This window comes from Streptomyces sp. SA15 (genome assembly GCF_002291145.1).
In the GTDB taxonomy this organism is placed as follows: domain Bacteria; phylum Actinomycetota; class Actinomycetes; order Streptomycetales; family Streptomycetaceae; genus Streptomyces.
The window spans coordinates 18,003-43,909 of the sequence record NZ_NTGE01000092.1 but is presented as its reverse complement, the minus strand read 5'-3'; the positions used below and the strand labels follow the sequence as shown (position 1 = coordinate 43,909).

Genomic DNA, 25,907 nt, shown 5'->3' with positions numbered 1-25,907 from the left:
GTGCGGGCCACTGGGCCGCCGGTGCGGGGGCGGCCGGCTGGTACGACGGCGGCAGCGGCGGCACGTCCCCCTCCGGCGCCGGAGGGGGAGTCCAGGAGGGGAAGCCGGACTGGGGGGCGGGCTCCGCCTCCGACGACTCGTCCGGGGCGCTACCGGCCTCCTGCGCGGGGGTGTCGTCGGTCTCGCCGTCTGCAGGAGCGGACTTCGCGTCTTCCTCGGCCGCAGAGGCCCCGGCGTCCTCGTCCGCGTTGTCGGCCGTGGAGGACGGAGTGGCGTCGCCGCTCTCTACGTCGGCTGAGGCGGAGTCGCCGGCAGCGTCGGCGGAGGCTGAGGCGTGCGTGCCGTCATCCGTACGGCCACTGGCACTGGCACCGGCACCGGACGAGTCCGCGGCCGTACCGTCGGCAGCGCGGTCTCCGCCACCGGCCTGCGCCGAAGCCTTCGCGGCGGAATCGTCGACCGAGCGCTCACTCTCGTCGGCAGACGACTGCCCAGCCCCACCAGTCCCAGCCGCGGCGGCGAGCTCCGCGATCTCCCGCTTCAGGGAGGCAGCGGAGAACCGCATGGTGTCGCCGCTCTCCAGATCGCCGTTTCCGGACTCACCCTCGCCGGAAGCCGGGTAGGAGGGGGCGGCAGGAGGGGCAGGCGGCGCAACAGGGGCCTCAGGAGCAGCCGGCGCGGCAGCCGGAGCCCACTGCCCCTGCGGCTGAGCGGGAGCCTGGTGCGGGGCGGGTGCCTGCGGCTGCTGCAACTCGAACCCACTCCGGGCAGGCGGCCTGGGCACGCCCATCGGATCCGCCGTCGGCGGCGTGGCCGGAGCAGGAGCAGGAGCAGGAGCGGGCGCGGGAGCCGGAGCCGCTGCAGGAAACGCGGGGTCCGGCGGAGACGAAGCAGCCGAAGGCGCACCCGAGGCACCGGGCGCACCGGTCTCCTGCCCGGACGGCCCGGACGGCCCGGACGGCCCGGATTGTCCTGACTGCCCGGACCCCCCACCACCCGCGTTCTGCGTGTACCAGGCAGGCGGCGCGTAGTCGATGGTGAACTCGCCCGTCATCTCGATGGCGGACTCCGCGTCGGGCTGGTCATCGTCGGGTGAGGCCCAGCCCCCGCGGATCCCGTCCCGATCGCTGCTCACAGTTCCTCCTGGTGTGGTCGAGCACCCTCATGCCGTGCCGGGGCGACCATTACTTGTCGGCCTTGGTCGTTCGAGGTCGTCCGGTCCACCGGCTCCCCCTGGGGCGCCGACGCCCGGTCCACGGGTTCTGACATCGCGCCCCGTCCCAGCCTAATCACCACGTGCCCCACCCTGGCAGGCCCATCCACCCCATCACGACCCGCGCACTGCTTCACAACGGGCCCGCAGGTGTCGTACACGTCACCACTTCCGATGAACAAACCGCCCGATAACAGGTGTGAAGCCGCAAGACAAAGCGCAAGAAAGCCCCCGAATGCTCAATTCGCGTCGAGCGGCGTCCGATTCAGTCCATCCTGCGCGGCGTACCCAACAATCCGATCTCGGCGTCGGTCGGTTGTGTGAGCACGTACTGCCGGTCACGATCGCTACACCAGAGGGTGAGGCCGTCGGAGAGCCCGGGCAGGGCCTCCACCTCGGCCCGCGGCAGCGCCATCGTGCGGCCCAGCTCCGTCGCCTCGTCCGGCGAGATTCTCTGCACCCCGACGAGCCGCGCCTGCCGCACGAGCCGCGGAGCCACCGGGCTGAGATATGGCAGCAGGGTCAGCACCGACTGCCAGGGCCCGGAGACGACCCGACCGCGCGGCGGCCGCATACCGCAGTCCCGCACCACCAAGACAGGCGTACCGGCCGAAGTGCCCTGCGGGGGCACGCGCCCGACGTCATACACGGCCAGCCCGTTCTGTCCGCCCCCCATGGCATGCACCATCTGCATCCAGGCCTGCGGACGCCCCGTCTCCACGGCCACCCGCGCTCCCGTCGCCGCCGCCCTGAGCGCGATGACCTGCACGGTCCACAGCCCGCCGATGAGGACGACGTCGTACGCGGTCGGCCGATTGAGCCCCAACACCGCGGGCCGCCCCTCCGCGTCCACTCCGATGACGACGCCGTCGTCGCCGATGGGGAGCGTGAGGGCGTCCAGCTGGTCGACGGACACGGAGTGCCGAGCGTGCCGCGGGCCGATCAACCCGAGGCCGGTGCGCAGCAGTTCGCGCGCCCGCTCGGGGACAGAGGGCTGTGGCTCGCCGCGACCGGCGGACGCCTGTCCCACGCGCGTGGTCATCGACGTCACCGGGCACCTCCGAGGGGCAGAGTGGCGAGCATGCCGGGTACCTGTTCCCGGTCGAGGCGGGCGAGCCCCGTGCCCGTGTGCCGGGCCGCGCCCTGCAACGCGCGCCGGGCGGCGACGAGTTCGTCGTCGCTGCGCCCGGTCACCCGCAGGTGCCCGCAGACGGAGACCTCCTCCTGCCGCTCCCCGCACGTGAGCGTGAGGCTGAAGGTGGTCGCGAGCGCGGGGACGGCCGTGACCAGGGCGAGGAGCTGCGGCAGCGACGGAGCTCTCTCACCCCCCAGCGCGGGCCAGCGACGGAGCCAGTACGTGGTGTGTCTGCGGTTGTCGCAGCGCCAGCTCCGGGCCGACTCCTCGGTCCGCCGCTCGCGCGTCTCCGTCCGCCCGGCCTCCGCCGTCACCAGCGGGTTGGCGCAGGCCGAGGTGGCGATGGCGGAGGTCAGCTCGTCCTCGTCGAGGAGGTGCGCACGGAACCCGGCCCCGGTCAGCCGGCTCGCCAGGTGATCGGCGGCACGCACGACACACTTCTGCGCCCCGACGAGACCGCCCCCGCGCGCGGCCACGGCCTCCGGGCACAGCTCCGGGTCCAGCTTCAACGCGATCCACGTGATCCGCACGGCCGGTGCACCCGTCTGTTCCTGCAGGGGCGCGTAGTTGGCGACGGCCACGGACTGCTGGGGCAGATGAATCGCGGGCGCGGGCTGGGTGTGCAGCACGACCTGCGCCGACTCCAGCCGGATCCCGTCCACGTCCAGGGCGCCGTGGACCAGGGAGAGCGGCAGCGGCTGCCGGTTCCGCTCGGCCCGCAGCGCGGTGGCGTCGGCCTCCACCTGCAGGACCGCGGTGACGAACGTGCCGTCCCCGATGATTCCGACGGGCCGGCGGTCACGGCCGGCGTACGTGTACGTCCGCAGACTCGGGTCGCACTCCACGGCCGGCGCGAGCCCCGGCTCCGTGCCCTGCGGTATCGGCGTACTCGCGGCCCGGCGCTGCCGCGCTTTCAACGCCCTTGCCGTGGCCAGCCATTCGGGCAGGGAGCGGCCACGGCGGCGGAAGAAGGAGAGCAGCACCAGGCAGATGGCGACGACGGCCGCGGGCACCAGGGCCACGGGATCGATCACCCATCCGACGAGCAGGATGGCGGCCGCGATCTCGAACAGGACGAAGCGTTGCAACCGGAATGCCCCGACCTGACCCGAACGCACCCGGAGATGGAGCGCGCCCGGCGAGGCCGACCGCTGCGCCGGTGTCTGCCGGGGCGTTTCCGTCGTTTGCCGGGGCGCCGAAGAGCCCCGCGTCCGCGATCGGTCACGGGACCGGGCGCGCGTTCCGGAAGCCATCACTCCATCCCCCCGTTTTGCTCACAACTCGCTGGCATTTCAGCACCGCACAGGGCCCTTGAGGGCCCGGGTACCCTACCCGCTCCACAAGTCCTCGCGGATACCAGGCATAGTAGGGGGCCGCTCTGACATCGGAGGCGGGGGACCCACGTCACCCGGCGGGCGCGGCCCATGTGAACACGGGGAGAGACAGGCACAGATGGCATCTCGGCGCGACCAGCTCAATGCCTACACCTTCGCGAAGCGCCGCATGCTCGCGGCCTTCCTGCAGTCCTCGCCCGACGGCTCGGAGGAGGGGGCGCCCCGTCCACTGCGCTCGATCCTTCCCGGCATCATCGTGGGCGTGATCGTCATCGCTGTCTTCGGGGCGTGGGGCATGTTCAAGCCCACCGCGCCCAAGGGCTGGAACGACCCCAACGCCAAGGTGATCGTCGCCAGCGACTCGACCACGCGCTACGTCGTCCTGAAGACCGGCAAGCAGGTCCAACTGCACCCGGTCCTCAACATGGCCTCCGCCAAGCTGCTCCTCAACGAGGGCGAGGGCGAGGTGGTGACCGTCGCCGAGTCCGTTCTCGACAACGGCAAGATCCCGCACGGCGTCACCATCGGCATCCCGTACGCGCCCGACCGCCTTCCCTCGGCGTCCGAGGCGGGCAGCGAGAAGCGCTGGGCGGTCTGCGAACGCCCCAGCGCGGGCGGCGAGTCCATCCAGAAGGCGGCCCTGGTCCTCGCCTCCCGCGACATGAAGGCGACCGAGGGCAAGGGAGAGAAGCTGACGGGCGGTCAACTCCTCTACGTCGCCGACCCCGGCGGGAACCACTACGTGGTGGACGCGAGCGGACGGTCGTATCCCATCGACAAGAGCGACGAACTGCTGCTGCGCGCCGTCGTCGGCTCCGGCCGGCAGCCGCAGAAGGTGTCCAAGGAGTGGCTGGAGACCCTGCACCGGGGCGACCCGATCTCCTTCCCCGAGATCCCCGATCAGGTGGGCCTCGCGGCCGACGCCCCCGGTCAGCTGGACGAGACGACCAACAGGGTCGGCATGGTGCTCAAGGCGTCCGACCTCAACAGCGACCAGTACTACGTGGTGCTGCCCGGCCGCGTCGCCCCCATCTCCGCCTTCGTGGCCCAGCTCCTGCTGTTCAGCGAGGACTTGGCCTCCCTGGGACAGGCCGGTGAAGCCAAGGGAATGAGCCCCGGCGCGATCGTCCCGGGCAAGCCGTTCGGCACCGAGCACCGCTGGCCGACCGAGGACCCCCAGCCCGTCAACGAGGCCTCCGGAGCGGCCGGCAGCCGCAGCACCGTCTGCAACGTCCTGCGCGGCGTGAACGCGGGCTCGGGCGCCACGACCCTGAGCACCTGGGCGGGCACGGACTTCCCGGCCAAGCTGCCCACCGGCTCCTCAAGCGCCTACGTCACGCCCGGATCCGGCCAGCTCTACCGCCAGTTCCAGGGCGAGGAGACCAAGGCCGGCCCCGTCTTCCTCGTCACCGACACGGGCCTGCGCTACGTACTGCAGTCCAACGCAGACAGCGGCACGGACGACGCCGGCATCGGTACGACGGCCAAGGAACGCGAGCAGGCCCAACAGGAGGCTGAACAGGCCCAGACCCGGCTGGGCTACAAGGACGTCGACCCCGCGCCGATCCCCGCCGCCTGGTCGGAGTTCCTGCCCACGGGCCCACGCCTGTCGACGACGGCGGCACGTCAGCCGCAGGGTTCCTGAGGGGCGCGGACATGCGACACGTGCCCTCCTTCCCGTGCATGACGACCGCGGTGGCCCGGCGTATGACGACTGCGGTGGCCCGGCGTATGAAGACCGTGGTGGCCGCGACGCTGCTCATGACCGCACCCGTCCTCCTCGCGCCCCCCGCGGCGGCGGCCGACCTCCCGTACTCAGACCAGTGCCAGTTCCCCAACGGCAAGTACCCGGGCCGTCCTTGGTCCCTCCAGCGCGTCCTCCTGGACGAGCTGTGGAGCCAGTCCAGGGGCAAGGGCGTACGGGTGGCGGTGATCGACACCGGCGTCGACGTCACGAATCCCCAGCTGCGCGACGCGGTCGACGCGAAGAGCGGCCGTAACCTCCTGCCGAAGAACCTCAAGGACGACGACGGCAACCCGATCGAACGGGGCAAGGAGAACGGCACCACGGACACCGTCGGCCACGGCACCAAGGTCGCCGGCATCATCGCGGCCCGCCCCGTCCAGGGCACCGGCTTCGTGGGCCTGGCCCCCGAGGCGACGATCATCCCGATCCAGCAGAACGACGCGGAGGGCCACGGCACCGCCGACAGCCTGGCGGCGGCGATCCGCTACGCCATCCAGGCCGGGGCCGGCGTCATCAACATCTCACAGGACACGTCGAACGCGGTGAAGCCGACATCCGACCTGGAGCTGGCGATCAACGAGGCCCTGGCCCAGAAGATCGTCGTCGTGGCCTCGGCGGGCAACGACGGCCTCGGCGGCAACGTCAAGGAGACATACCCCGCGTCCTACAAGGGCGTCCTCGCGGTGGCGGCCTCGGACCGCAACAACGAGCGCGCCTCCTTCTCCCAGTCCGGCGAGTTCGTCGGCGTGGCGGCCCCCGGCGTCGACATGATCTCCACGGTCCCCAAGGGCGGCCACTGCTCCGACAACGGTACGAGCTTCTCGGCGCCGTACGTCGCCGGCGTCGCGGCCTTGATCAAGGCGAAGCACCCCGACTGGACCGCCCGCGAGATCGTCGCGCAGATCGAACAGACGGCTGAGCGCACGATCGCGGGCCACGACCGCCTGGTCGGCTGGGGAGTGGTCGACCCCGTCCGAGCCCTGACGGAGGACGAAAACCCCCTGGAGTCCCCCAACCCTCAGCAAGGTCTGGGCCAGCAGGAACCTCCCACCCCGGCCAAGTTCCAGATCGGCGAAACGGCCGAGGAACGCAACGCTCGCCTCGCCACGTATGTGGCCGTGGGCGCGGTGGTTCTTGTCGCGGGGCTGGGCGGCACGGCGGTGGCGATGCGGGATGCGCGGCGCAGGCACGCGCGACGGCTGGAGTCCGGATCCGGGACGCGCTGACCAAGCTGAACATCATCGGCCTCGCCCTGGGGCGTCCCCGAGGGTCGGCTGCACCGTGACCGCTGACCTCGCCGGTGTCGGCCACTCCGGTCATCCCACGGTCAAGCGCTGACCAGCCCCTGGCCAAACCGCCGTATGGGTTGCGCATGCCCCGCCTCCTCCTCCTGACATAGCGTGATTTACCGGATGGCTGCCTGGCTACGGTGGTGCTGCCACATCGTCCAAGGGCCATCGGTCCACGGGGGAGAGGAGACGGCGGTGGGCATACCACTCCGTTCGCGCCTTCTTGACTACGTCGGGGTGGAGCCGCCCGGAGACCAGGCCCAGGTGTCTGCGACGACGCCGGAGCCCCGCAGATCGCGCCTTCTCGACTACGTCGAACACGGCGACGCCGAATCACCGGCACCCTCTGCCCAACGCCCGGGCATCCCCGCCTACCACGCGCCCGTGTTCGTACCGGCCCATCCCCGGTACGCCGATGTCACGGACGCGGACGGCCGCACGGCCCGGGTGCCCTTCATCGCGTACGAACTCTTCGAGCACCCTTGGGCCGGAACGGGAACCGTGGCCTTCGCCTTCACCACACTCGACCGGCTGGTGGCCGCCCTCGGCGAGGCCCAGCCGTGGGTCGCCACCTCTATCGGTCCGCTGGCGGATGGCGTCAGCGCGTACGACGTCACGGTCCTCCTCGACCCGACAGTGGCCCCCGGACGGCACAACTGGCAGCCGGACGACCTGGCCGTCTACGCGCGGGAGGCCGGCTGATGTCGGTCGACTTCAAGGCGGTCCTCAGCGACCTCACCTCCATGTCCAAGACCTTCCACGACGAGGCCGTCAACTACCGCAAGCTGCACGCCGACGTCGCTCCGCCCCTGGTCAGCGGCGGCGACGCCGGGCTCGACCACGCCATCAAGGAGGTCGCCGACCTCATCGTCGCCCTGCACATCGGCTTCGCCGACCGGCTCGACGACCACGGCGACAAGGTGACGTACGCCCGCGACTCCTTCCAGCGGCACGACATCGACGTACACGGCCTGTTCGAGGACCTGATGGCGGATGACGGCTGATGGCCGACAGCTGGGTCGGCGGCGACATCGGCGGACTGCGCACGATGGCCGAGACGTACAAGAACGCCAAGGACAAGCTCGACGACGTCGTCACCCCCCTCAGCCGCACCGTCGAGGCGCTGGTGGGCGACGCGGCCTGGAAGGGCGAGGCGGCGGAGACCTTCCGTGGCACATGGAGCGAGGACGCGCTGGCCGCCGGCGCCTTCGCCAGCCTCGTGCACGACACGGGGGACATCCTCTCCGACCTCGTCGACGCCCTGACCACCTGCGAGACGGCCCTGCAGAACGCCGAGCACGTGGCAACCCGCAAGGGCGTGCCGATGGGCGCGATGGGCCTGCCCCGGGAGATCACCACCGCGAATCCGCCGACCGCGGAGGATCAGAAGACGATCACAGCGATGAGCGAGTACGACCAGGTGCGCAAGGGGGTGCTGCATACCGCGCAGCATGCGCGTCTGGTGGCCGCGAACAAGTTGCGGGGGCTGTACGCGCAGGTGACAGCTCCGGTGTCGACGGGCGACAAGATCACCATCGCCGACGCCCTGCGAGGCCTGTACGCCTACGACGCGGAGGACGCCCGAGCCGGCGGCAAGGAGGCCAGGAAGCTGATCGACGGCGCCAAGGACGAGGAGCGGGCCGCCAAGAAGGAACTCCGCGCGGAGCGCAAGGCGTACCAGAAGGCGGGCCGCGCGCTGCCCAAGGACTTGCCAGCCAAAGGTGCCTACCGCGATGCGGTCATGAAGGTCGACTCGCTGGAGAACGCCATCGCCCGCGCCGACCACGGCAGTACCGCCCTGCCGTACGACCGCGCCCTGAACGTCAAGCTGGCCGATGCCGCGGATGCGCTGCGCCTCGGCAAGGGCCTCGAGAAACTGCCGGAGTTCCTCAGGGAGATCCCGGTCCTGGACGTCGCCGCAGCCGCCGCCTGTGGGCTGGTGGAGGCGAAGGACGACCACGACAAGGGCTGGTCCTGGCAGCACTCCGTCACCGTCGACGTCGGAGTCGCCGTCGGCGGAGTGGCCGTCGGTGCGGGCATGGTGGCCGCCCTGCCCGTCGAGGGCGCGGCCGCTGTGGCCGTGGTCGGCGTCGGGTCGGCGATCCTCGCGACGGACGTCCTCGACCACTCCTTCCACGAGCACTGGAGCGAGGACATCCACGACCACGGAGTGGTCGGCGGTGTGCTGCACGGCACCGGCAACGTCCTCTCCGAGACCGGGGACGACTTCGTACGACTGAAGGACGACGTCTGGCATGGCATCAAGAGCATCTTCTGACGTTCCCGCTTCCGAGGCTCCCGTCCAGATCCCGAAGTTGCCGGGTCTCGGCACCAGTTGGTACGAGCGAGGCGCGCGCTACTGGGCACGCCGGGTCCGCACGGCGATCCTTGTACTCCTCCTCCTGGCCTTCTTCTGCTACATCGCGCTCAGGCTCTACGTGGGCGTTCCCCGCAGCGATCTGCCACCGACCGCCCGCACCGTGTGGGACTGGACGCAGGCAGTCGCGTCCGGCGTCGCTGTCGCGTGGGGATGGGTGAAGCAGCGCAGGGACCACCGCAAGAAACTCCTCGACCCTCCCACTCCTCAGCAGATGTGGGAGGCCAAGCGTGGTGACAGCACCCGTGCCCCGGGGCTGGCCCGCGCCGCTGTCCTCCCCCTGCTGATCGCGGCGCCTGTCCTGCCGGCGATCGCCGCATGGGGCGTCGGCTGGTTCGCGGCGATGCTCACGGTCCACGAGTATCCGAGCGAAGTCGGCGCTCGGCGTTGGCTGGAGGAGCGTACGTCCAGGGGAGCTTGATTTTGGCCTAGCAAAGAGTTCGTTCGGTGGGTTCGTTCGGTCGCCTTCGACCCCGGACCTTGAGCGGGCCAAGTTTGGGACGCTTTGGGCGATCTTGGCCGCTACTGTGCTGACGATGTCTCGACAACTTCGTAACTCACCCAACACACAGTTCAGTTGGCCGCGATTTACACAACGACTACAGTGGTCGATGCGTGTGTCGCCCTACATCAACATCATCGCCGGTGCGCCACTCGACGGCCTTACGAACGGGGAACGGGGAGGGAAGGCATCGTGCTTCCTGCGGACATGGGCGGAGGCTCCGCCGACGTACGGCGCGGTCTGATGGCGCTCTCGACCTTCAAGAAGCGTGTGGACGACCTGCTCACCGCCTTCGAGGACTCAGCTGGTGGCTCGTCGAAGGTCGCGGCTCACGGCCTGACGGAGGCCGCGTTCGGCATGGGGAACTTCCCGGAAGCGAAGGCGCTCCACCTGGAGTACGAGCGCGTGCACGAGCGCATCACCTCGCTTTCCAAGTCACTCGGCCTCCAGTTGGAGGCGATGCAGATCGCTGTCCACGGCGTGGACGTCACCTTCGACAACCTCGAAGAGGACCTTCGTTACCGGTTCCACGAGATCCGCACCGAGGTCAACCAGGAACGTGACGAGATGCTGAACCAGCATCTCAAGCGCGACAACAACGCCGACCACACTGACGCGGGGTACTGATGAGCGGCGACAAGAAGCAGCCGGACCCTTACCAGGCGGAACGCCAGGACGCCGCCCAGCAGAACACCAGCGTCGAAGACGCCGTGAACAAGGCCGCGGTGATCAGCCCCGCCGGACCCGGCAAGCCCGGCGGCTTCGGCAAGACCAACTTCGAGGGCCACGACCTCAACGAGATGATCGACATCGTCGAGTCGGCGAGCCCGGAGACCCTGGAGAGCGCTGCCACGGCCCTCGTCGACGCCCGGGACGCCATCAACGAGGCCGCCGACGAACTCAGCCGCAACCTCGGCAACGTCGACTGGGAGGGCGAGGCCCACACCGCGTTCTACACCTGGGGCATGAACCTGACCGAAACCGCCCTCGCGCTCGCCAGTTACGCCGACGAGGTGGGCACGCAGGTCATGGCGGCAAGCTCCGGCCTCGCCTCCGTACGCAAGTCCATGCCCCCGCGCGACACCCGCTCCGACCCCAAGACGGTCGACGACATTCCCGAGGCGAAGCGGGTCGACAGCAACGACGATTACACGGCGGCGGTCGCGGCGGAGAAGCACCGGCAGGAAGCCATCAACCAGATGTATCGGCTGTCGTCTTTCTACACGGTGTCTGGCGGGATGATGCAGCTGGCTGAGGAGCCTACGTTTCCTAAGATGCCCGATGTGGGGGTGCCGGAGCCGGAGCGGCGCATTGGGGTTGATCCTCCTGTTGCCGGGCAGACGCGCTCGCTTTCGAGTACGAGTGACTCGGAAACGCTGCGTCATCATTCGGTGAATGTATCTGCCGAGCGACCACAGTCGGATGTCTCTCTGCCATCTGCCAAGGACGGTTCCGTCACCCGCCCGGATCGGCATGTTGGTACGGAGATCGACAGCGTCGGTACGTTGCCACCGCAGGAGACCATGAAGCCGACGACCGTCACACCGCCGTCGACGACAGGCCCCAACGTAACTCCGGTCGGAACGACTCCTCCCTTTGCTCCCACTTCGGTACCCCCTACCTTCCGAGGGCAGGCCGGGCGCACCTCAGGGTTCGGGGGCGTGCCGGGGAGCAGGCTTCCTACCTCGGCACAGGGGCGAGTCGGCGGTGTGCCTAGCGGCACCTCGGCAGGGCGTACGGGAACCGGTCCCATGGGGCAGGCGGGACGTACGTCCGCACCGAGTCAGGCAAGCGGCCGAGCGACTGGTCCATTGGGGCGAGGCGTGGTCGGCGGGGTGCCGAAGGCGGGGGGACAGGCGGCCGGACGTGGCGGCGGTGTCCCGCGAGGTCCTGTCACTGGCATGGGCGCCACGAACCCCGGGCGTCCAGGCGCTGCGCGTACCGGCGATGGCGTTGTCGGCGGGAGGCCTGTCACCGGGGCCGCACCTGGCGCCAACGGTTCCAGGTTGCCGCGAGGCACGGTCGTCGGCGGTGAGGGCGCATCCGCTTCGCGCGCGACGGGCGAGAGGCCCGGCCAGCGTGGGGTGATTGGTGCCCCCGGCTCGACGACGAGCGCGGCGCAGGCGGCTCGCCGCCCCGTGGGCAGCCCTGACGGAGTGGTCGGGACGCCGAAGGGACGAGCTCCGGGGAGCAGGAACAGCGGAAACACGCCCGGCGGCCCCGGTACGGTGCGGGGCTCTGCGGGCAACCAGGGTTCCGGCGGGACACGTTCGCGCCGCGACGAGCGGCGTGACGAGGCGTCGTCGACCGACTGACCGGACAAGAGCGAGGACAGACAAAGGCATGGTGTCAGGGATCAGCCGGCGCGGCGGGTGGAGCGCGCCTTCCGTGGGACGAATCGGAAGACGGGCGTCCGCCGTCTGTTCAGCACTTGGCGCCTTGGCCGTCCTGTCGACGGGTCTGGCTCCAAGTGCGGCAGCGGCAGACGTCCAGTCCCAACAGTGGTACCTGTCGGCGATGAAGGCCGACGAGATGTGGAAGGCGAGTACCGGCAAGGGCGTCAAAGTTGCTGTTATTGATACGGGCGTCAACCCTGACACCTCCTCTCTGAAGGGGCAGGTACTCGTCGACGAGGTACCGCAGGCCGTGGCGTACGGCGCGGCAAAGGACTACGACGGCCACGGAACGACCATGGCGGAGCTGATCGCTGGCACTGGGGCCGGTGACGGTCTGAAAGGTCTTGCTCCCGGAGCAAAGATCGTTCCTTATCGGATCAGGCTCGACGAGTTGAAGGACAAGGCGGAGAGAAAGAAGACCGCGACGTCCGCCCAGGCGATCAGGGCTGCCGCTGACAGCGACGCCAAAATCATCAACATGTCGTTCGGTAGTCCCGGTGACAGCTCTGAGGGCGAGGCGGCAATCAAGTACGCCCAATCCAAGGGCAAGCTGATGTTTGCCGGCGTTGGCAACGATGGGGAGAGGCGAAGTCTCGTTGGTTATCCGGCTGCCTACCCATATGTCGTAGGAGTCGCAGCCTCGGACGAGAACGGCACGGTCACAAAGTTCTCGGATCACGGCAACTACGTAGACCTGGCGTCTCCCGGCCTCAACATCCCGAGTTGGTGCGACGAGACGTTCCGCGTGTACTGCACGGGCAAGGGCACCAGCCAAGCAACAGCCATCGCTTCCGCCTCTGCCGCCCTCATCTGGTCCGCCCACCCCAAGTGGACGGCCAACCAGGTCCTCGCCAGCCTGATAGACACCGCTGGACGCGACTGGGCGAAGGACGACCCGAGCACGTACCTCGGCTACGGCCTGATCCGCCCCCGCAAGGTGCTGGAGAACAGCGACTTCAACCCCGGGTCGGCCAACACCGACCCACTCGCCAAGGAAAACGCGACGGGCGTCACCGACGACAACTCACCGTCCCCTTCCGCATCAACCTCGTCACAAGCACCCAAGGACACTTCAGTCGGCGCGGCCTCGGCGGAAGGATCAAGCTCGAACTCCTCCGACGACACCACTATGTGGGTGGCCCTCGGAGCCGCGGCGGCAGTGTTGGTGATCGGCGGCGGCGCCTTCGCGGTGGTTCGTTCACGGCGCAGCGCATGACGACGCACGCACCACGACCAGTCCCACCCAACCATTCTGGCGCGGTGATGCGCGCAGAAACGAACCACAGCTCTCACGAAAAGGAGTGCCGAAATGGTCGACCGCAAGCTCAATGACAGCGACGTACAGAGGCTTCAGACTGAGGTCATCGATCGATACGACAACATCAGGGGATCGCTCGCGAAGCTGCAGGGCACGATCGACATGATCGAGAAGGCCTGGAGGGGACAGGGCGCCCAGGCGTTCAACACCAAGCAGACGGAAATCAACCAGCACATGGTCGCGATCGGCAAGATGCTCGACGACTTCCTCGAGGGCATCAACATGAACAAGACCGACAAGCGCAACCTCGAAGACCAGATCGAGGCCGACCTCAAGCAGATCTCGGTAGACGATCTCGGTGGAAAGACTTCGGCGCTCAACAGCTACTGAGGAGCCATCGGCGGCACTGAGCCGCACCGTTGTCCGGGCTGCGCAGTCCGGCTGAAATCTTCACAGAAGCGAGGGAAACATGTCCGGAGTCCACTACGACGAACTTGCCGTTACCTACGGCACCATGGATGCGCTCGCCACCGAGCTCGGCAATCAGGCCAAGAAGCTCGAGGAGGACCTCGAGGCCCTGAAGCAGGCCGTGCTCAACGTGTCCTCGGGCTGGGGCGGCGAGGCGTTCGAGGAGTTCCAGAAGAAGTCCAAGGAGTGGGACACGCACGCGCGCGGCATCCACCAGGCGCTGGTCAACATCTCGCAGCGAGTCCACACCGCCGGCGGTGACTACCGAGGCGGCGACCTGAAGGGCGCCAGCTACTTCCAGTAGGAACGCGCAGTCTGCGGAACCAGGGTGGGCACGCACGGGAGGTGCCCACCCTGTGTCGTGCCCGGCACCCGGGCTCCCGCAGGGCCGTGTTCCGGCAGGCTTTCCCAGCCGTGACAGTGGGCCGGCCAAGGACCAGACGGAGACGGCACTGCGGCGTCCGCCACCCTGGTGTCCGCCTCGACCGCCCTGGTGTGGGCGAAGCACGTAGCGTGTCTACGGCCTGGTTCGCCCCCAGGAGATTCTCGTGACCGGCAAGGGCCAACCCGGAACGGGTAGACCAGATCGTCGGCCGTCAGCGGAGTGGTGGATCCGGCGACCGACGGCAGCCGGCCTTCAACGCCTGCATTACGAGGCTCGCAACGTCATCGCACTGGATATCTTCAAGGGTGCGGGATGCGGGCGCCATGCGTCAGTGCGGCTTCGGTGTCGTCTTGAATATGCGTATCAGTTCGTGCAGAGCGGCGGGAGTCGTAGCCAGGGTGACCTCCGGCTCGTCGCTTTCACGGAGGTGAATGGTGCCGGTGGAGGCGGCGGCGACGTAGACGCAATTCGAGCCGTCCGGGCTGTAGGTCGACTTCTGCCAGGCAAGTGTGTGCATGTCGTCCCTTTCAGAGGTTCTGCATAACGTTCTCGATGATCTTGCGTGACTCGGAGTTCTCAAGAGCGCACGACTCCATTCGGTCCAGCACGGTGCGGTACTTCGCCAACTGGGCCTCCGCGTCCAGGAATTCGCACCCGCCGTGGTGGGTGTCCAGCTGGACCGTGTCGAGCTGGGAGACCGGCCCGGCAGCGTAGTCGAAGGATTGCCCGTTCCCAGGGAAATGGGGCGAGGTGAAGGGGATGACGCGGATGGTGATGTTGTCCTGCTCGCTCAGGTCAAGAAGGTGGGCGAGCTGTGCGCCGGCAACTTCCGGTCCGCCGTACTGCATGCGCAGAGCCGCCTCATGCAGTACTGCCGTATAGCGGAGCGGGTTTGAGCGGTGGAGGACTTCCTGCCGCTTGATGCGGTACGAGAGGCGGTGCTCAAGTTCGTACGGGCGGAAGGGCGGAACTGCCTCTTGAAGCATGGCTCGTGCGTGATCCGCAGTTTGCAGCAGTGCAGGGATGTGCAGGGACAGGGCCACGCGCAACGCAGTCGCATGGTGCTCAAGTTCGGCAAGGTCGATCAACCCGACGGGCAAGTATTCCCGGTAGTCGTCCCACCAGCCGCGAGTGCGGCCCCCGGTCATCGCCGTGAGGGCTTCGACCAGCTCCGGGTCGGCGCAGCTGTACGCACGGGCCAGGGTGCGTACGCGGTCGGCGCTGACGGCGTAGCGGCCTGCTTCGATGCTGCTGAGCTGACCCTGCTTGAGGCCGAGCAGTTGTGCGGCCGCAGTCGAGGTCAGCCCCGAATGCTCTCTGAGCTTGCGCAGCTCGGCACCTAGTCGCTGCTGGCGCAGGGTGGGGGTAGCGCTGGGTGGCACTGGGTTCTCTCTCGTCATGGCGTTCCCGCGGTCACCCACAGGAGGGAATTGTGAAGTCTAGTGCTCGTTCGATGTTAAGTATCACATCGCACGCTCTATGGTGTGTGTCACGCAGCCAACTGCCCGCGCCCATACGCCGCGACGTGCACCGGCCCGGGCAATGCCGTCGCTGGGCGCAGCCGTTGAGCGAAGCCAAGTCCCTTCCTCTTCCTCCAGGAGCCCCTTCATGGTCACCGTATCCCCGCCCGACACCTGGGTTTACGCCCTCCGCTTGCCTCACGACCCTCGCGCCGCACGCGTCGCACGAATGACCGTACGAGCAGCGCTGAACGGACACGGCATGCCCGAAGTGCTAGACGCGGTCGAGCTGTTGACATCAGAGCTGGTTACCAACGCCTACCGGCACACCAAGGGCCCCGCCTCCCTGCGGCTGACTGCGCTTGGGGATGGGCGGCTGCGGGTCGGCGTATGGGATACGAGCTGCCACATCCCTGCCCCCTTCGACAAGCCGCTCGGCGACCGTGTCGCGCGTGCCCCGGAGGACGCCGTCGGTGGGCGTGGGTTGTTCCTCATCCAGGAGTACGCCGACTCGTGGGGTGGTTGGGCTCTCGGTGACGGCCTGCTCGACAGCGGCAAGGGGAAACTGCTGTGGTTCGAAGTCGGTGCGGGCCGTACGGCGATGCGGTAAAGCAGCTGGGAGCAACGGGCGGATTCCTCCACCGGCGACCGGCATGAACTGCGGGGCCTCGGAGCTGTTACAGATCCGCCAAACGCTCTCTTCATCAAGCTGCCTGATCACCCACCGACAACTCGGCTCAGACGGTTAGCCGTTGTAACAACGGCTGGCCAACCTCACAGGCTGCCGAAGACCACACCTCGCCAGGTCCAGCCCGACTTGAGAACGGCGTTCTGCAGGGGGTCGCGCAGGTGCGCGCTGTTGAAGCGGAAAGTCTCCGTCGCTTCGAGGCCGCCGCCTTCCCCGCGCTGGACCGTGTAGTGGCGGGTGACGGTCCTGTCGGGCCCGCGTGAGTACGCCCCTGAAATCTTGAGCCGGCGGATTCCCGACCCGGGTGACCTCCCACGATTCCTCGAGGGCGCGCACCTCATGGTCTTCCGGGACTAGGCGCATCCGAATCCGGACCTTCCGGGTCAGCTGCGACTCGACGAAGACGGCCTGCCAGGCGGGCTCCGCCATGCGCCACTCCGCCACCAGGTCGGCGTCCTCCGGGGCGCCGTCGCGGATGACGAACGGGGCATCGGGCCGGTTGACGCCGAGCACGGCTGCCCGAACCTCGTCGGCGGGGCACGGCGCGACACCATCGGCGGGGTGCTTGGTTCCGGTCAGCTTGTCGAAGAAGCCCACGAAATCAACCTATGAGGGATCGGGTTGACAGTGCAAGATTCGCCGCTTCGGCGCGACGCGCTACGAAGCTGCGCCGGTGCCCGTCATCAGCGGGCCAGAATCGTGTACGGGGCGGCTCGACAGCGCCTGGGCGCGAATGCCATTCGCCGTCATCCCGTATCGACACCGGCCGACGGCTTCTCTCCGGCCTGAGCCTCCCGCGCGCGGTCCGCGAAGACAGCGCTGAGCTTCTTGACGAGAGCGTGGTCAAGACGGGTGCTCCGACCAACTCCAGCAGTAAGAGAGACGATGACCGTACCAACCCGGACCTGGGCGATTGCGGCCTCTTCACCTTCATAGCCACCGACACCGACGACAGCGTTGCGGCGATCGCCGAGCGCGCCGATGTCCAGTTTCTCGGGCTTCGCGAGCGACTTGACGTACGAAGCCCAGAAGACGTCGTACGCCGCTTTGGCAGCCGCCTCGTTCTGGTAAGCCATGGCCGTGAATGAGACGTTCGGCTTCTTCGTGCCGGAGAATTCGGACGATCCCGCGTAGCGGATGCCCTCGCAGCCTTTCCGTAGCTCCTTCGGACACGGATCCGGTCCAGCGGACCGGGCCTTCTCCAAGGAGTACGCATCTGGCGGGTTGGTCACCTCCCAGCCTGGCATGGCCTTCGCGTCAGGCACCACGGTCTTGGTCTGCTGCTCACTGAGCGGTGCGGCTGCCTTGTCGTTCGCACTGCTCTGGCCGCAGGCCGACAGGAGTGCCAGGGCGGCACAGACGGTTACGATTCTCCGCTGCGGGCGGACGGTCATTCTTCGCATGACACCGTCTTCCGGTACGCCTCCGCGTAGTCGCCGATGAACCTCTCCACCTTGCCCTCGATCTTCCCCTGTGGGTGTACGACGTGGAACTCGACGGAGAACCGCGCCGCGTCCTGTGCGGAGTTCCTGCAGTCGAAGACTGTGGCGGCCCCGTCGTCCCACACGGCGTATCTCCCCCCGCCGGTCGCACGGTAGTTGAAGGCCAGCGCGTCCTCTGCCGCGTCCTTGGCGGTGTATCCGGCCTTCCGCCAAGCACCTTCGCTGGACAGCTCGATGTCTCCGTCGACGATCACATTGCAGAACCGGGTCTCCGGTTTTTCGTGGTTCGCCGATGCCTTCACAGTCAGTTTGTTGCCGGCAGGCAGCAGCCCCTTGAGGGCATCCTTGTCGACCGATACTCCGCAAATCGAGGACGGTGTCGAGTAGCTCTTGTCCTCGCCGGAGCATCCGGAGAGGGCGAGGAGCGAGACGAGGACAAGCGCGCTCATCAGGTCGGTTCGTCTCATGACCCGTCTCCGGAACTCTCCATCTTGGCGCCAGTGGTGTGACCATCATCGGCGCCATTCGAGGCGGAATCCTGAAGGTCCTGCACGGTGTCCCAGTTGTAGTTGCCGTTCCGTGCCGCAGCCTCGACGGCGGTTCGCGCGGAGTCCATGACAGCTTCGCGTCCCTTCAGATAGGTGCGGGTCGCATCGCCCTCGGCCTGATCCGACGTATCCCTTTCGATGCTCTTCATGATGCTTTCCTGGATGTCTTCGGAAGCCCATCCGATCGGAGCACCGAGAATCGGCACGCGTTCCGCCGCCTTGTCGACGCCCATGCCGAGCAGACGGTCCACCCACTTCTGCTTTTCCGCGGCGGCATCGTTGAACTCCTGGTCGGACGCGGAGTGATAGTCCAGTACGGCGTCAGCCCGGGACTCGCTCATGATGCCGGCGATGATGCCGCCCGGGCGAGTGGCGTTGCGTAGCTGCTCTGCGGCCGGGACGGTTGAGTCACTGTGCCCATTCATGACGTCATTGACGACGTTCGCCGTGTACGCCTGCTGAGCACTGGTGATGGCCGCGTATGCGTGTGGATCCTGCCCGACCTCGGCAAGGAACCGCTCCGCGGTGGTCGGGTCCAGTTGCGCGGACACGCCGAATGTGCCGAAGCGGTCGTTGTTCGTGCCGGCGAGCGTTGTCTGGAAGTCACCCATGTATTCGGCCGTGATGTCACCGAGGCTCTCACGCATGGCGTAGAGGGGGCCCGACCCTCCTTCAAGCTTCCCGTTCTCGTTGTGCCGGATCAGCTCGGGATTCTCGCCGAACTTCTTGACGATCTCACTGGCCAGGTTCGCCCGCTCTGCCGTGTGGCGCACAGCGTCTCCGGAGTCATCGCTGTCATACGGGCGGCCGGTGGTGGCCGATTCAAGTGCGTGCCCCAGCGCCTGCGGACCAATGTTCCGAGCGGCCTCCAGCTTGTCTTCGTCGCCGTAGAGGTAGGCGTTGTTCGAGTCGGCATTCCACAGGAAGTCCTCATCCGTAAAGAGGTCGAGATACGACTTGAATTCGACCTTCCCTTTGGAATTGACTGTACCGTCCTCGTTGTAGGCGGTTGGGGCATCGGTGAAGAACTTTTCCGAAGCGTCCGGGCTGTGCCCCAGAGCCTCAAGGACGCTGTTCATGGGGTCTTCGCCTGAGCCGAGTTTGCCCGAGGGGTTGAATCCGTAGTTCTCGCCCTCGCCGCTGCCAACATGTGTCAGGAGTTTACCCGGGTCCTGCTGGTGAAGCTGGGTGATGTGCTCGGCAATGGGATTGATGAAGCTAGGGTCATAGTTCCCGTACCTGAGGATTCCTCCCAGAATCTGGTAGCCATACGGCTTCTTCATCATGCCTTGCTGCCACTCGATCTGCTGAGTACCGAGCCTGCGGAATTCTGCCCCCCAACTGGCGGGCAGGTGGTACTTCTTGTCCACGCCGTGGGGGGCGTCCGGCTCAGTGGCATTGGCCAGGGTGTAGCCCATGTTCTTCTGGAGCTCCCGAACGGCGTCGAGACGGGTCTGGCCAGCCTCCTTCTCGGTGCCACTGGTGGATACCTGCCCGTAGAACTCCAGGGCCTTTTCCGGTCCGCCGAGCCCCTCGTAGAACTCGGTCGCGAACTCACCATCTTCCTCGCGGCCGTTGAACTTCATGATGCGGTTGAGTTCGGCCAGCTCCTGGTCGCTCATCTTGTCGCCCTTTTTGGCGAGCTCGACCGCGCGCTCGGCCTGAGCGTCGTTGAGCGACTCGTACGTGTTGTGCCCCGCGTTGTTCGGGTCGTTGCCGTGGGCGCGGGTGAGGGCCAGTTTCACCGACTGGTCGATGTCGTTGGCGCGTCCGAGGCTCGCGGTGATCTGGTCGGCGTAACGCTGCGCTTCCTCCTGCGCGCCGTCTTTGGGCGGCTCACCGGGGCCGACGTATTCGACCACGGTGACGGTCGTGTCGCCGTTGTCGGTGATCACATAGCGCTTCTTCTCGGCCTCCGCGACCAGCGTCCTGACCTTCCGCTGCAACTCAGCCAGCTCCTGTTGCGCGTCGTCCAGGACTTGGAAGACGCTGTTCCCCTCGGAGTGCAGGTCTGCGAACTCCTTCGTCGTCTTCTTGACGAATTCCCGGGTCACGGTGGCGTTCACGCCCGCCCAGCGTGCTGACTCCGATTTCGCCAGCAGTCCCCTTCTCGCGTCTTCCGCCAGGGTCTTGAGATCGGTGACAGCCTTCTTCCAGTCCGATACGGCGGTCCCGAGCTTGCCGAGGTCGACGTCCACCAGGTCGGTGTACTTGAGAGTCATCGTCGCCCCTACTTGAAGTAGTCGTTGAGCCGCGACACGGACTCGGCCGTACCGTCCCGGTTGCGCAGATCAGCAGCGATGAGCGCGTCGTCCTGACTGTGAAGCTTCTTGCTGAAGTTCAGATGGTTCGAGATGTGCGCGCACGCCTGCAGCACGGACTTGACCTGCGTAGTCCAGACTTCCACCGTCGTCTCCATGGCTGAGCCCATGGCGAAGCCATGGCTCTTGAGGCTGGCTGCGGCCTGCATCGTGGAACCGGCGCCGTCCTTGTTCACTCCAGCGCCCGCGATGTCAGCCTGCTTGCTCAGGTGGTCGTGCAGGATGAAGGCTTCGTGGCCGACGGCACCCAGGTCGTCCTGGTTCACCACCAAGTCGCCGGCACCCGCTCCGCCGCCTCTGCCCGGGTCGGCGGGAAGCTGGTTGAGCTGCATTCCGGCCGACTGCTTCTCGGCCGCCTGTGCCTTGAGGTGCTCCCACTCGTCCCATGCCACGTGCGGCACCTTCCCCCGGTTGCTGTCGCCGCGGTCCGTCACGTGAAGGGCCGCTTCCTGTTTGACGTACAACCGATCAGTTCCGTGAAGCGGATGCAACCAGAATCGGTGAAATTGCCCATGGGCCACATCAGAGCTCCACAGTTTCGGAGCCTTCATACGGCGCGTGAGCGCGAACGTCGAGATCGGGTGCGCAGTAGCGTCGACTTGCGGGACTGCGGCCGTTGATGATCTGCATGTGCCGGCCGCACCGGAGAAGTCGACGCATGGAGGGCCGAGGTGCTGCTCGTACGGCTTGTCCACTGGTCGGGGCGAGCGCGACCGGCGCGCCCTGCCAGGTGACCGAGAGCCTGGCCCGGTCAGGCCTGCTGGTACGACCAGGCGGTCGTCGCCTTCCTAGAGGGGCGCGTGAGCCCGCGGCCCTATACCCGCCTTGTGCCCGGGGCCAGTCCAGCGACGGCGGGTTGTCCAGCGGTGGACGGGACGGCGAGGGCGTCCCGCTCAGCAAATGGGTGCGAGCGAAGCACCGACCCGCGCCCGTTCTCGCGGCTGCGGTCTGGTCCAAGCACAACCTGCAGCGCTGCGGACACCGGTTTGTCTCGAGGCCACCTACGTCGAGACGTGGGTCGGGGCCGTGGCTTCAAGGCACCGGTCAGGGGTGCACCCACCATGGGTGCGGACACTTCGTCGTGTACGGCTCGGTGACGACTGTTCGCGGGCTCCCGTCAGCAGTCGTCGGAACGTATCCCGTCAGACGTTCTCAAGGCCGGCCGACGGCGTCTCGCCGTCTTGCGCCTGCCGAGCACGTTCGGCGAAGGCGGTGGCGCACTTGCCTATCAGGGAATCCGACAACTCGACCTTCGGTACTGCCGCACCATGCGTCAGCAGAATGACGCTGCCCACTCGCACTTGTGAGAGCACAGACTTCGACCCAGGGACGCCCGAGATATCCATCCCGGTCACTGCGTCGTTGCGTTCCCCGATCTTCCCGAGGTCTACTCTCTTAGCGTCAGGGACGCGGTCATTCCAAGCCTCCCATACCGGGTCGTAGGCCGACTGCGCAGTCTCTGCGTCTTGATAGGTCATGATCGAAAATGTGATCCCGGGCTTCTGTGCCTTCATGAACATAGACCGGCCCGCGATGTGGACGTTGTCGCAGGATTCCTTCGTATAGCAAGAGGTCAGACCGAATTCAAGAGCCTTCTTTTGCGCGTAGGCCGAAGGCTCGGCCGCAACATCCCATCCTGGAATGGCTTTGCCGTCCGGCAGCACCGACGTTGTTTCCTGCACGCTGAGGGGTAATTCCTCGTTAGCGTCTCCACCGCAGCCGACTAGAACCGTCAAGGGCATAGCGAGAGTGGCAAGGTACCCGTGTCGGCGTGCGCGGCAGGAAGGCGCCGTCACTGGGTGCATTCCTCTGAAGAGCTAACAGCCTCTGCGTAAGCCCTGATGAGCTTGAGCATGTCCGTATCCTTCGTATCGTCATGTGTGACCCTGACAGAAGCCCACAGCGGCTCGTGAGCCTCTTCCGCCTTGGCGCAGTCGACCTTGCCGACGGCTCCAGTCGACGAGTAGATGTATCGGCCGCCGTCGCTTTGCTGATCCTGCGGGTCAACTCCGAGCGCAGACTGGGCGACATCGCTTGCCGTCGTCTCGTCTTCCCAGCGCTCTGTGCTGGCGGAAAGGACTGACTCGCCGTCAACATGAATGCGGCAGCGCTTGGTGCTTCCGGAGGATTCCGGATGTTCCGTGAGCTCTTCGCCGTTCGGAAGAACTGACGTCAGCGCATTCTGAGGGACTTTTATCCCGCAGAGCGACTCGGGGACCGTGTATTGCTTGTCAGAAGACGAGCACCCGGCGATGGGCAGCAACGCGGTCATTGCGGTGACAAGGGTGAGAACGGCGCGAGCTCTCAGCCGCGCGGCGTTGCGAATCTTTTTCACGGGGTCCCTTTACTTGGACGTTGAGAGACGCTTAGTCAGTGCGATGCAGGAATCAACCCAGCCGGCGTGCCAGGCTCCAAGGCACCGGTCAGTCAGGAATCTCCGTCTCAAGGTCCCTGGCCATCTGGTGGCCTGCAGTGGATGCGTCGTTGAAGCCGTCTGCGGTGCCGATGCGCGTCCACTCGTCCACGCTGTCGGCGTACGGCGTGTGGTGGGCGTTGGCCGCCGCGACAGCTGCGTTGTGAGCCATCGCCGTGTTGGCATCCTTGGAGTTCTCCCAGCGCTCGCCGATGTCCCTACCCAGTTCCTTGGTGAACTCGGGTTCGGAATCCCTGTAGAACTGCTCCAACACCATGCTGGTGGCAGTGCCCGCAGCCCCGCCGACGCCGGCGCCGACTGCGGGGCTGGCGATGAAGGATGTGCCCACGCCGACGAGCGTGCCAACAGTGCCCGAGATCAAGTTCTTCTTCTGGTTGACGGCGTTTTCGAAGTCGCCATCGGCTTCCTTTGCAGGCCCTAGAACAGCTTCATTTCGTCCGAGCGCGAGCGTGCCACCGATCTCGCCCGACCTGCGCGCGATCTCCTTCACCGTGGCCTCGGCGCTCTGGTCGTAGCGTTGGTCTGCTGGGAGGTCTGGGTTGAGGTGGTGGTCCATGAGCCTGGCCATGTAGGTCTTCTGACTGACTTCGACAGCGGCGTAGCCTTCCGGATCCTGCCCGACGGCGACAAGGAAGCGGGTGACGTCAACGTGCTGCATTTCAGCGGGTGTCCCAGAAATCGGGAAGAGACGGGCCACGCTGTCATTGCCTTCGGGAGCGTCGGCCGTAGCACGGTTGATGTCAGCCAGGTACTCAGAAGCGATCTGGCCCATGCTGTCAGACATGTACCCGTTATCGGTCAGCCGCCCGGGGTTCTCTGAGATCGATCCCACCAGGTTCTCCATAAGCCTGGCCTGCTCCGGATTGTGCGGAGGCGTATCCACTGTGGGCGTCTCCCCCGCCGGATGCCCCGTAGTAGCCGCCTCCAACGCCAGCGCCAGATTGTTCCGCCCGGCGATGCTGTCCTCGCCCTTGTCGTCCACGTCCTGCGGCCAGTCCCGCTCCTCGAAGAGGTAGTCGAAGTTGCTCAGCTCCCGCTTCGCTTCCTTGCCGTCCTCATCGAGATCCTGCTTGAAGTCGTGATCCTCGTCCTTCGTGACGAAGGTGCCGTTGAAGAACTCCGTTGCCGCATCCGGGCTATTGGACAGCCCCTTGAGATAGCCCGTCATCGGGTCCCAACCCGAGTCGGTACCCGTGCGGTTAAGGAGTGGGTCGCCACCCGTACGGGTCCATGCGCCGTGGCGTCCGTTGTCCGTGAACTTCTTCTCCGTCTCGATCAGCTTGTCGCCGTAGTTGACGAGGAATCGGTCGTCGTAGTCGCCGAACCGCATCAGGTTGGTCATGACCTGCGCCCCGAGGGGGAAACCGCCGTTGCGGCCCACGGGTTTGTCGGCCAGGTCGGTCATCCTGGACTTCCACTCCGTCATACCGGCGTTGTCGCTCTGCGACGCTGTGGCGAGGGTGAGGCTGAGGTTCTTCTGTAGGTCGTCGTACTGGTCGACCCGCTTCTGTCCCAGTTCCCAGGCGCTGTGCGGGTCGTTGATGCCGGTCCAGAAGCTGAGAGTTCCTTCCGGTCCGAGGCTCGTGGCGAAGCGTTCCGAGAACAGTTCGTCGTCCGCGTAGTCCTTCAGCCCCTTGTTGAGACGGTCGAACTCCTCGACCGTCAGGTCCTCGGGCTTCTTCTTCGCCAGCCTGGCCAGCTCGTCAGCTGTCTTGATCGCCTCGGCTGCCTCGTCCCGACTGCCATAGTTGGCGTCGGAGAAGCCCAGCTTGCTCTGGTCGGCAATGGCCGTGAGGACCGTGCTAGCTGACTTGTCGCTCTCGGTGGCCTTGTCGAGGATCTTCTGGATCTCGTCCCGAAGTGCGATGATCTCGCCCTTGTTGTCCTCGTCCTGCTTGGCACGGCCTTCTGGCGGGACATTCGTGGTGACGGTGAAGCCGCCCTCGTAACCGATGACCGTCAGGTTCTTCTGGCGGCCGCGCTCAATGGCGTCGACAAGCTGCCCCTTGTAGAGCTTCAGCTCATTCCGGGTGTCCATGAGGATCTTGTAAATGGAGTCTGCCTGGCCATGCGCGTCCTTGAATTCCTCGGTCGTCTTGCCGATGAACTCCTTGGAGACGGTGGCGTTTACACCCGCCCACTCGGCCTTGTTGGCGGTGCCTCGGAGGCCCTTTTCGGCTTCCTCCTTCAGCGTCTCCAGGTCCTTGACCATCGTCGACCAGTCGTCGACGGCATCGTCGAGCTGGCTGAAGTCGGCGTTCCGAAGGGCGTCGAAATCCATCAGTTCTTGCCCTTCTTGTCATCCGGCTCGCCGTAGATCGAGTTCTGCTTGCCAGGAGGACCGACACGCTCGTCGAAGCCCGCGTCCAGCAGGTCGATGCTGCTCATCTGCCGACGGATGTAGTCGTCGTCATCGGCGTGCAGGTTCTTGGTGACTCTCATGTGATTCGAGATGTGTGCGCACGCGTCCCGGAGGGAGGACAGTTGCTCGTCCCAGCGGAGCGCGACGTGCTGCAGGGCGCTGCCGAGGGCGAAGCCGCCCTTCGTCAGGGTCCCGGCGGCGCTCTCGCTACTGGGCACCGCTCTGCGCCCCTTGTTCCACAGGTCGTCGTACAGATCGAAGGCGCTCTGGCCGATCTTCGCCAGGTCCTTCTGGCTGACCTTCAGGTTGCCGTACGTGCTGGGATCCGGCGCAGGCCGTCCGCCGCTGCCGGGGTCCAGCTGGTTCAGCTGCATCTGGGTCGACCCGTTCTGAGCTGCCTGCGACTTCAGCTGCTCCCACTCATCCCACGCCATCGGTGTGCCCCTTCCCCCATGTCTTCGCCCGGCCGACTTCCGGACGATTGCGCTCCGCCTGTTCCCGGACGATCGCGCGCTGGTCAGCGTAGCCAGACGTACTCAGACGTACTC

25 protein-coding genes and 1 pseudogene are annotated in these 25,907 nt (G+C 66.7%); 12 read left to right on the top strand and 14 right to left on the bottom strand.

Annotated features, from left to right (window positions below):
* The 3 genes from CLM62_RS53065 to eccE form a co-directional block, all read right to left on the bottom strand.
* Nucleotides 1–1,135 (bottom strand): SCO5717 family growth-regulating ATPase (locus tag CLM62_RS53065; protein ID WP_373559150.1); only part of this gene is annotated, 1,135 nt, incomplete at its 3' end.
* A gap of 343 nt (nt 1,136–1,478) precedes the next feature.
* Nucleotides 1,479–2,255, bottom strand: a complete 777-nt coding sequence (locus tag CLM62_RS16880; RefSeq protein WP_257003886.1) for a hypothetical protein — start codon at nt 2,253–2,255, stop codon at nt 1,479–1,481.
* A gap of 5 nt (nt 2,256–2,260) precedes the next feature.
* Entirely contained in the window at nt 2,261–3,601 is a 1,341-nt protein-coding gene (eccE, locus tag CLM62_RS16875; protein ID WP_095750697.1) for a type VII secretion protein EccE, read from the bottom strand.
* A gap of 199 nt (nt 3,602–3,800) precedes the next feature.
* Here eccE and eccB point away from each other — a divergent pair, with 199 nt between their 5' ends.
* The 11 genes from eccB (at nt 3,801) to CLM62_RS16820 (ending at nt 14,023) form a co-directional block, all read left to right on the top strand.
* A complete protein-coding gene (gene eccB / locus CLM62_RS16870) occupies nt 3,801–5,327 on the top strand; it encodes a type VII secretion protein EccB (protein ID WP_095750696.1) in 1,527 nt (508 codons plus the stop codon).
* A 62-nt stretch (nt 5,328–5,389) separates the two neighbouring features.
* Nucleotides 5,390–6,655 (top strand): type VII secretion-associated serine protease mycosin, encoded by a 1,266-nt coding sequence (gene mycP / locus CLM62_RS16865; protein ID WP_095750700.1) that lies wholly within the window; start codon nt 5,390–5,392, stop codon nt 6,653–6,655.
* 258 nt (nt 6,656–6,913) lie between these two features.
* Entirely contained in the window at nt 6,914–7,420 is a 507-nt protein-coding gene (locus CLM62_RS51550) for an SAV_915 family protein (protein ID WP_257003885.1), read from the top strand.
* On the top strand, nt 7,420–7,722 hold the full coding sequence (locus tag CLM62_RS16855; protein WP_095750695.1) for a DUF6317 family protein: 303 nt from the start codon (nt 7,420–7,422) through the stop codon (nt 7,720–7,722). Before CLM62_RS51550 ends, CLM62_RS16855 begins: the two co-directional genes overlap by 1 nt.
* Complete coding sequence (locus tag CLM62_RS16850; protein WP_095750694.1) at nt 7,722–8,996, top strand: WXG100 family type VII secretion target; 1,275 nt, start codon at nt 7,722–7,724, stop codon at nt 8,994–8,996. The genes CLM62_RS16855 and CLM62_RS16850 overlap by 1 nt, the downstream gene beginning before the upstream one ends.
* On the top strand, nt 8,974–9,516 hold the full coding sequence (locus CLM62_RS16845; RefSeq protein ID WP_095750693.1) for a hypothetical protein: 543 nt from the start codon (nt 8,974–8,976) through the stop codon (nt 9,514–9,516). The genes CLM62_RS16850 and CLM62_RS16845 overlap by 23 nt, the downstream gene beginning before the upstream one ends.
* Nucleotides 9,517–9,789: 273 nt before the next feature.
* A complete protein-coding gene (locus tag CLM62_RS16840; protein WP_257003884.1) occupies nt 9,790–10,224 on the top strand; it encodes a hypothetical protein in 435 nt (144 codons plus the stop codon).
* Nucleotides 10,224–11,912 carry a hypothetical protein gene (locus CLM62_RS49355; RefSeq protein WP_143659100.1) on the top strand — a complete coding sequence of 563 codons (1,689 nt, stop codon included), beginning with the start codon at nt 10,224–10,226 and terminating at the stop codon, nt 11,910–11,912. The genes CLM62_RS16840 and CLM62_RS49355 overlap by 1 nt, the downstream gene beginning before the upstream one ends.
* A 202-nt stretch (nt 11,913–12,114) precedes the next feature.
* A complete protein-coding gene (locus tag CLM62_RS16830) occupies nt 12,115–13,209 on the top strand; it encodes a S8 family serine peptidase (RefSeq protein WP_257003883.1) in 1,095 nt (364 codons plus the stop codon).
* Between the two features lie 93 nt (nt 13,210–13,302).
* Complete coding sequence (locus tag CLM62_RS16825) at nt 13,303–13,641, top strand: WXG100 family type VII secretion target (protein ID WP_095750689.1); 339 nt, start codon at nt 13,303–13,305, stop codon at nt 13,639–13,641.
* 79 nt (nt 13,642–13,720) lie between these two features.
* A complete protein-coding gene (locus tag CLM62_RS16820) occupies nt 13,721–14,023 on the top strand; it encodes a WXG100 family type VII secretion target (RefSeq protein WP_095750688.1) in 303 nt (100 codons plus the stop codon).
* A 409-nt stretch (nt 14,024–14,432) separates the two neighbouring features.
* Here the strand turns inward: CLM62_RS16820 and CLM62_RS16815 are convergent, their stop codons facing one another.
* Both CLM62_RS16815 and CLM62_RS16810 read right to left on the bottom strand, forming a co-directional pair.
* A complete protein-coding gene (locus CLM62_RS16815; protein WP_095750687.1) occupies nt 14,433–14,621 on the bottom strand; it encodes a DUF397 domain-containing protein in 189 nt (62 codons plus the stop codon).
* Between the two features lie 10 nt (nt 14,622–14,631).
* Nucleotides 14,632–15,486, bottom strand: coding sequence for a helix-turn-helix transcriptional regulator (locus tag CLM62_RS16810; RefSeq protein ID WP_095750686.1), 855 nt, complete (start codon nt 15,484–15,486; stop codon nt 14,632–14,634).
* Nucleotides 15,487–15,712: 226 nt separating this feature from the next.
* Here CLM62_RS16810 and CLM62_RS16805 point away from each other — a divergent pair, with 226 nt between their 5' ends.
* Entirely contained in the window at nt 15,713–16,174 is a 462-nt protein-coding gene (locus CLM62_RS16805) for an ATP-binding protein (protein ID WP_095750685.1), read from the top strand.
* Between the two features lie 164 nt (nt 16,175–16,338).
* Here CLM62_RS16805 and CLM62_RS51545 read toward each other — a convergent pair.
* From CLM62_RS51545 to CLM62_RS16760, 9 genes and pseudogenes are all read right to left on the bottom strand, one after another.
* Nucleotides 16,339–16,849, bottom strand: a pseudogene (locus CLM62_RS51545) (hypothetical protein).
* A 149-nt stretch (nt 16,850–16,998) separates the two neighbouring features.
* The gene (locus CLM62_RS16795; protein ID WP_095750684.1) at nt 16,999–17,646 is read right to left on the bottom strand and encodes a hypothetical protein; all 648 of its coding nucleotides are present in this window, start codon (nt 17,644–17,646) and stop codon (nt 16,999–17,001) included.
* Nucleotides 17,643–18,161, bottom strand: coding sequence for a hypothetical protein (locus CLM62_RS16790; RefSeq protein WP_143659098.1), 519 nt, complete (start codon nt 18,159–18,161; stop codon nt 17,643–17,645). Before CLM62_RS16790 ends, CLM62_RS16795 begins: the two co-directional genes overlap by 4 nt.
* Nucleotides 18,158–20,464 (bottom strand): hypothetical protein, encoded by a 2,307-nt coding sequence (locus CLM62_RS16785; protein ID WP_095750682.1) that lies wholly within the window; start codon nt 20,462–20,464, stop codon nt 18,158–18,160. The genes CLM62_RS16790 and CLM62_RS16785 overlap by 4 nt, the downstream gene beginning before the upstream one ends.
* 8 nt (nt 20,465–20,472) lie before the next feature.
* The gene (locus tag CLM62_RS16780) at nt 20,473–20,955 is read right to left on the bottom strand and encodes a hypothetical protein (RefSeq protein ID WP_095750698.1); all 483 of its coding nucleotides are present in this window, start codon (nt 20,953–20,955) and stop codon (nt 20,473–20,475) included.
* A 750-nt stretch (nt 20,956–21,705) separates the two neighbouring features.
* Entirely contained in the window at nt 21,706–22,245 is a 540-nt protein-coding gene (locus CLM62_RS16775) for a hypothetical protein (protein WP_143659097.1), read from the bottom strand.
* Nucleotides 22,246–22,355: 110 nt separating this feature from the next.
* A complete protein-coding gene (locus CLM62_RS16770; RefSeq protein ID WP_143659095.1) occupies nt 22,356–22,898 on the bottom strand; it encodes a hypothetical protein in 543 nt (180 codons plus the stop codon).
* Nucleotides 22,899–22,986: 88 nt separating this feature from the next.
* A complete protein-coding gene (locus CLM62_RS16765) occupies nt 22,987–25,278 on the bottom strand; it encodes a hypothetical protein (protein WP_095750679.1) in 2,292 nt (763 codons plus the stop codon).
* Nucleotides 25,278–25,793 (bottom strand): hypothetical protein, encoded by a 516-nt coding sequence (locus CLM62_RS16760; RefSeq protein WP_095750678.1) that lies wholly within the window; start codon nt 25,791–25,793, stop codon nt 25,278–25,280. Before CLM62_RS16760 ends, CLM62_RS16765 begins: the two co-directional genes overlap by 1 nt.
* Between the last annotated feature and the right edge of the window lie 114 nt (nt 25,794–25,907).

What these genes read in the sequence shown, in the direction of transcription:
- CLM62_RS16880 (WP_257003886.1), bottom strand. Translation starts at nt 2,255, where the DNA reads ATGACCACGCGCGTGGGACAGGCGTCCGCCGGTCGCGGCGAGCCACAG.
- eccE (WP_095750697.1), bottom strand. Translation starts at nt 3,601, where the DNA reads ATGGCTTCCGGAACGCGCGCCCGGTCCCGTGACCGATCGCGGACGCGG.
- eccB (WP_095750696.1), top strand. Translation starts at nt 3,801, where the DNA reads ATGGCATCTCGGCGCGACCAGCTCAATGCCTACACCTTCGCGAAGCGC.
- mycP (WP_095750700.1), top strand. Translation starts at nt 5,390, where the DNA reads ATGACGACTGCGGTGGCCCGGCGTATGAAGACCGTGGTGGCCGCGACG.
- CLM62_RS16855 (WP_095750695.1), top strand. Translation starts at nt 7,420, where the DNA reads ATGTCGGTCGACTTCAAGGCGGTCCTCAGCGACCTCACCTCCATGTCC.
- CLM62_RS16850 (WP_095750694.1), top strand. Translation starts at nt 7,722, where the DNA reads ATGGCCGACAGCTGGGTCGGCGGCGACATCGGCGGACTGCGCACGATG.
- CLM62_RS16845 (WP_095750693.1), top strand. Translation starts at nt 8,974, where the DNA reads ATGGCATCAAGAGCATCTTCTGACGTTCCCGCTTCCGAGGCTCCCGTC.
- CLM62_RS49355 (WP_143659100.1), top strand. Translation starts at nt 10,224, where the DNA reads ATGAGCGGCGACAAGAAGCAGCCGGACCCTTACCAGGCGGAACGCCAG.
- CLM62_RS16830 (WP_257003883.1), top strand. Translation starts at nt 12,115, where the DNA reads ATGAAGGCCGACGAGATGTGGAAGGCGAGTACCGGCAAGGGCGTCAAA.
- CLM62_RS16825 (WP_095750689.1), top strand. Translation starts at nt 13,303, where the DNA reads ATGGTCGACCGCAAGCTCAATGACAGCGACGTACAGAGGCTTCAGACT.
- CLM62_RS16820 (WP_095750688.1), top strand. Translation starts at nt 13,721, where the DNA reads ATGTCCGGAGTCCACTACGACGAACTTGCCGTTACCTACGGCACCATG.
- CLM62_RS16815 (WP_095750687.1), bottom strand. Translation starts at nt 14,621, where the DNA reads ATGCACACACTTGCCTGGCAGAAGTCGACCTACAGCCCGGACGGCTCG.
- CLM62_RS16805 (WP_095750685.1), top strand. Translation starts at nt 15,713, where the DNA reads ATGGTCACCGTATCCCCGCCCGACACCTGGGTTTACGCCCTCCGCTTG.
- CLM62_RS16795 (WP_095750684.1), bottom strand. Translation starts at nt 17,646, where the DNA reads ATGACCGTCCGCCCGCAGCGGAGAATCGTAACCGTCTGTGCCGCCCTG.
- CLM62_RS16790 (WP_143659098.1), bottom strand. Translation starts at nt 18,161, where the DNA reads ATGAGACGAACCGACCTGATGAGCGCGCTTGTCCTCGTCTCGCTCCTC.
- CLM62_RS16785 (WP_095750682.1), bottom strand. Translation starts at nt 20,464, where the DNA reads ATGACTCTCAAGTACACCGACCTGGTGGACGTCGACCTCGGCAAGCTC.
- CLM62_RS16765 (WP_095750679.1), bottom strand. Translation starts at nt 25,278, where the DNA reads ATGGATTTCGACGCCCTTCGGAACGCCGACTTCAGCCAGCTCGACGAT.
- CLM62_RS16760 (WP_095750678.1), bottom strand. Translation starts at nt 25,793, where the DNA reads ATGGCGTGGGATGAGTGGGAGCAGCTGAAGTCGCAGGCAGCTCAGAAC.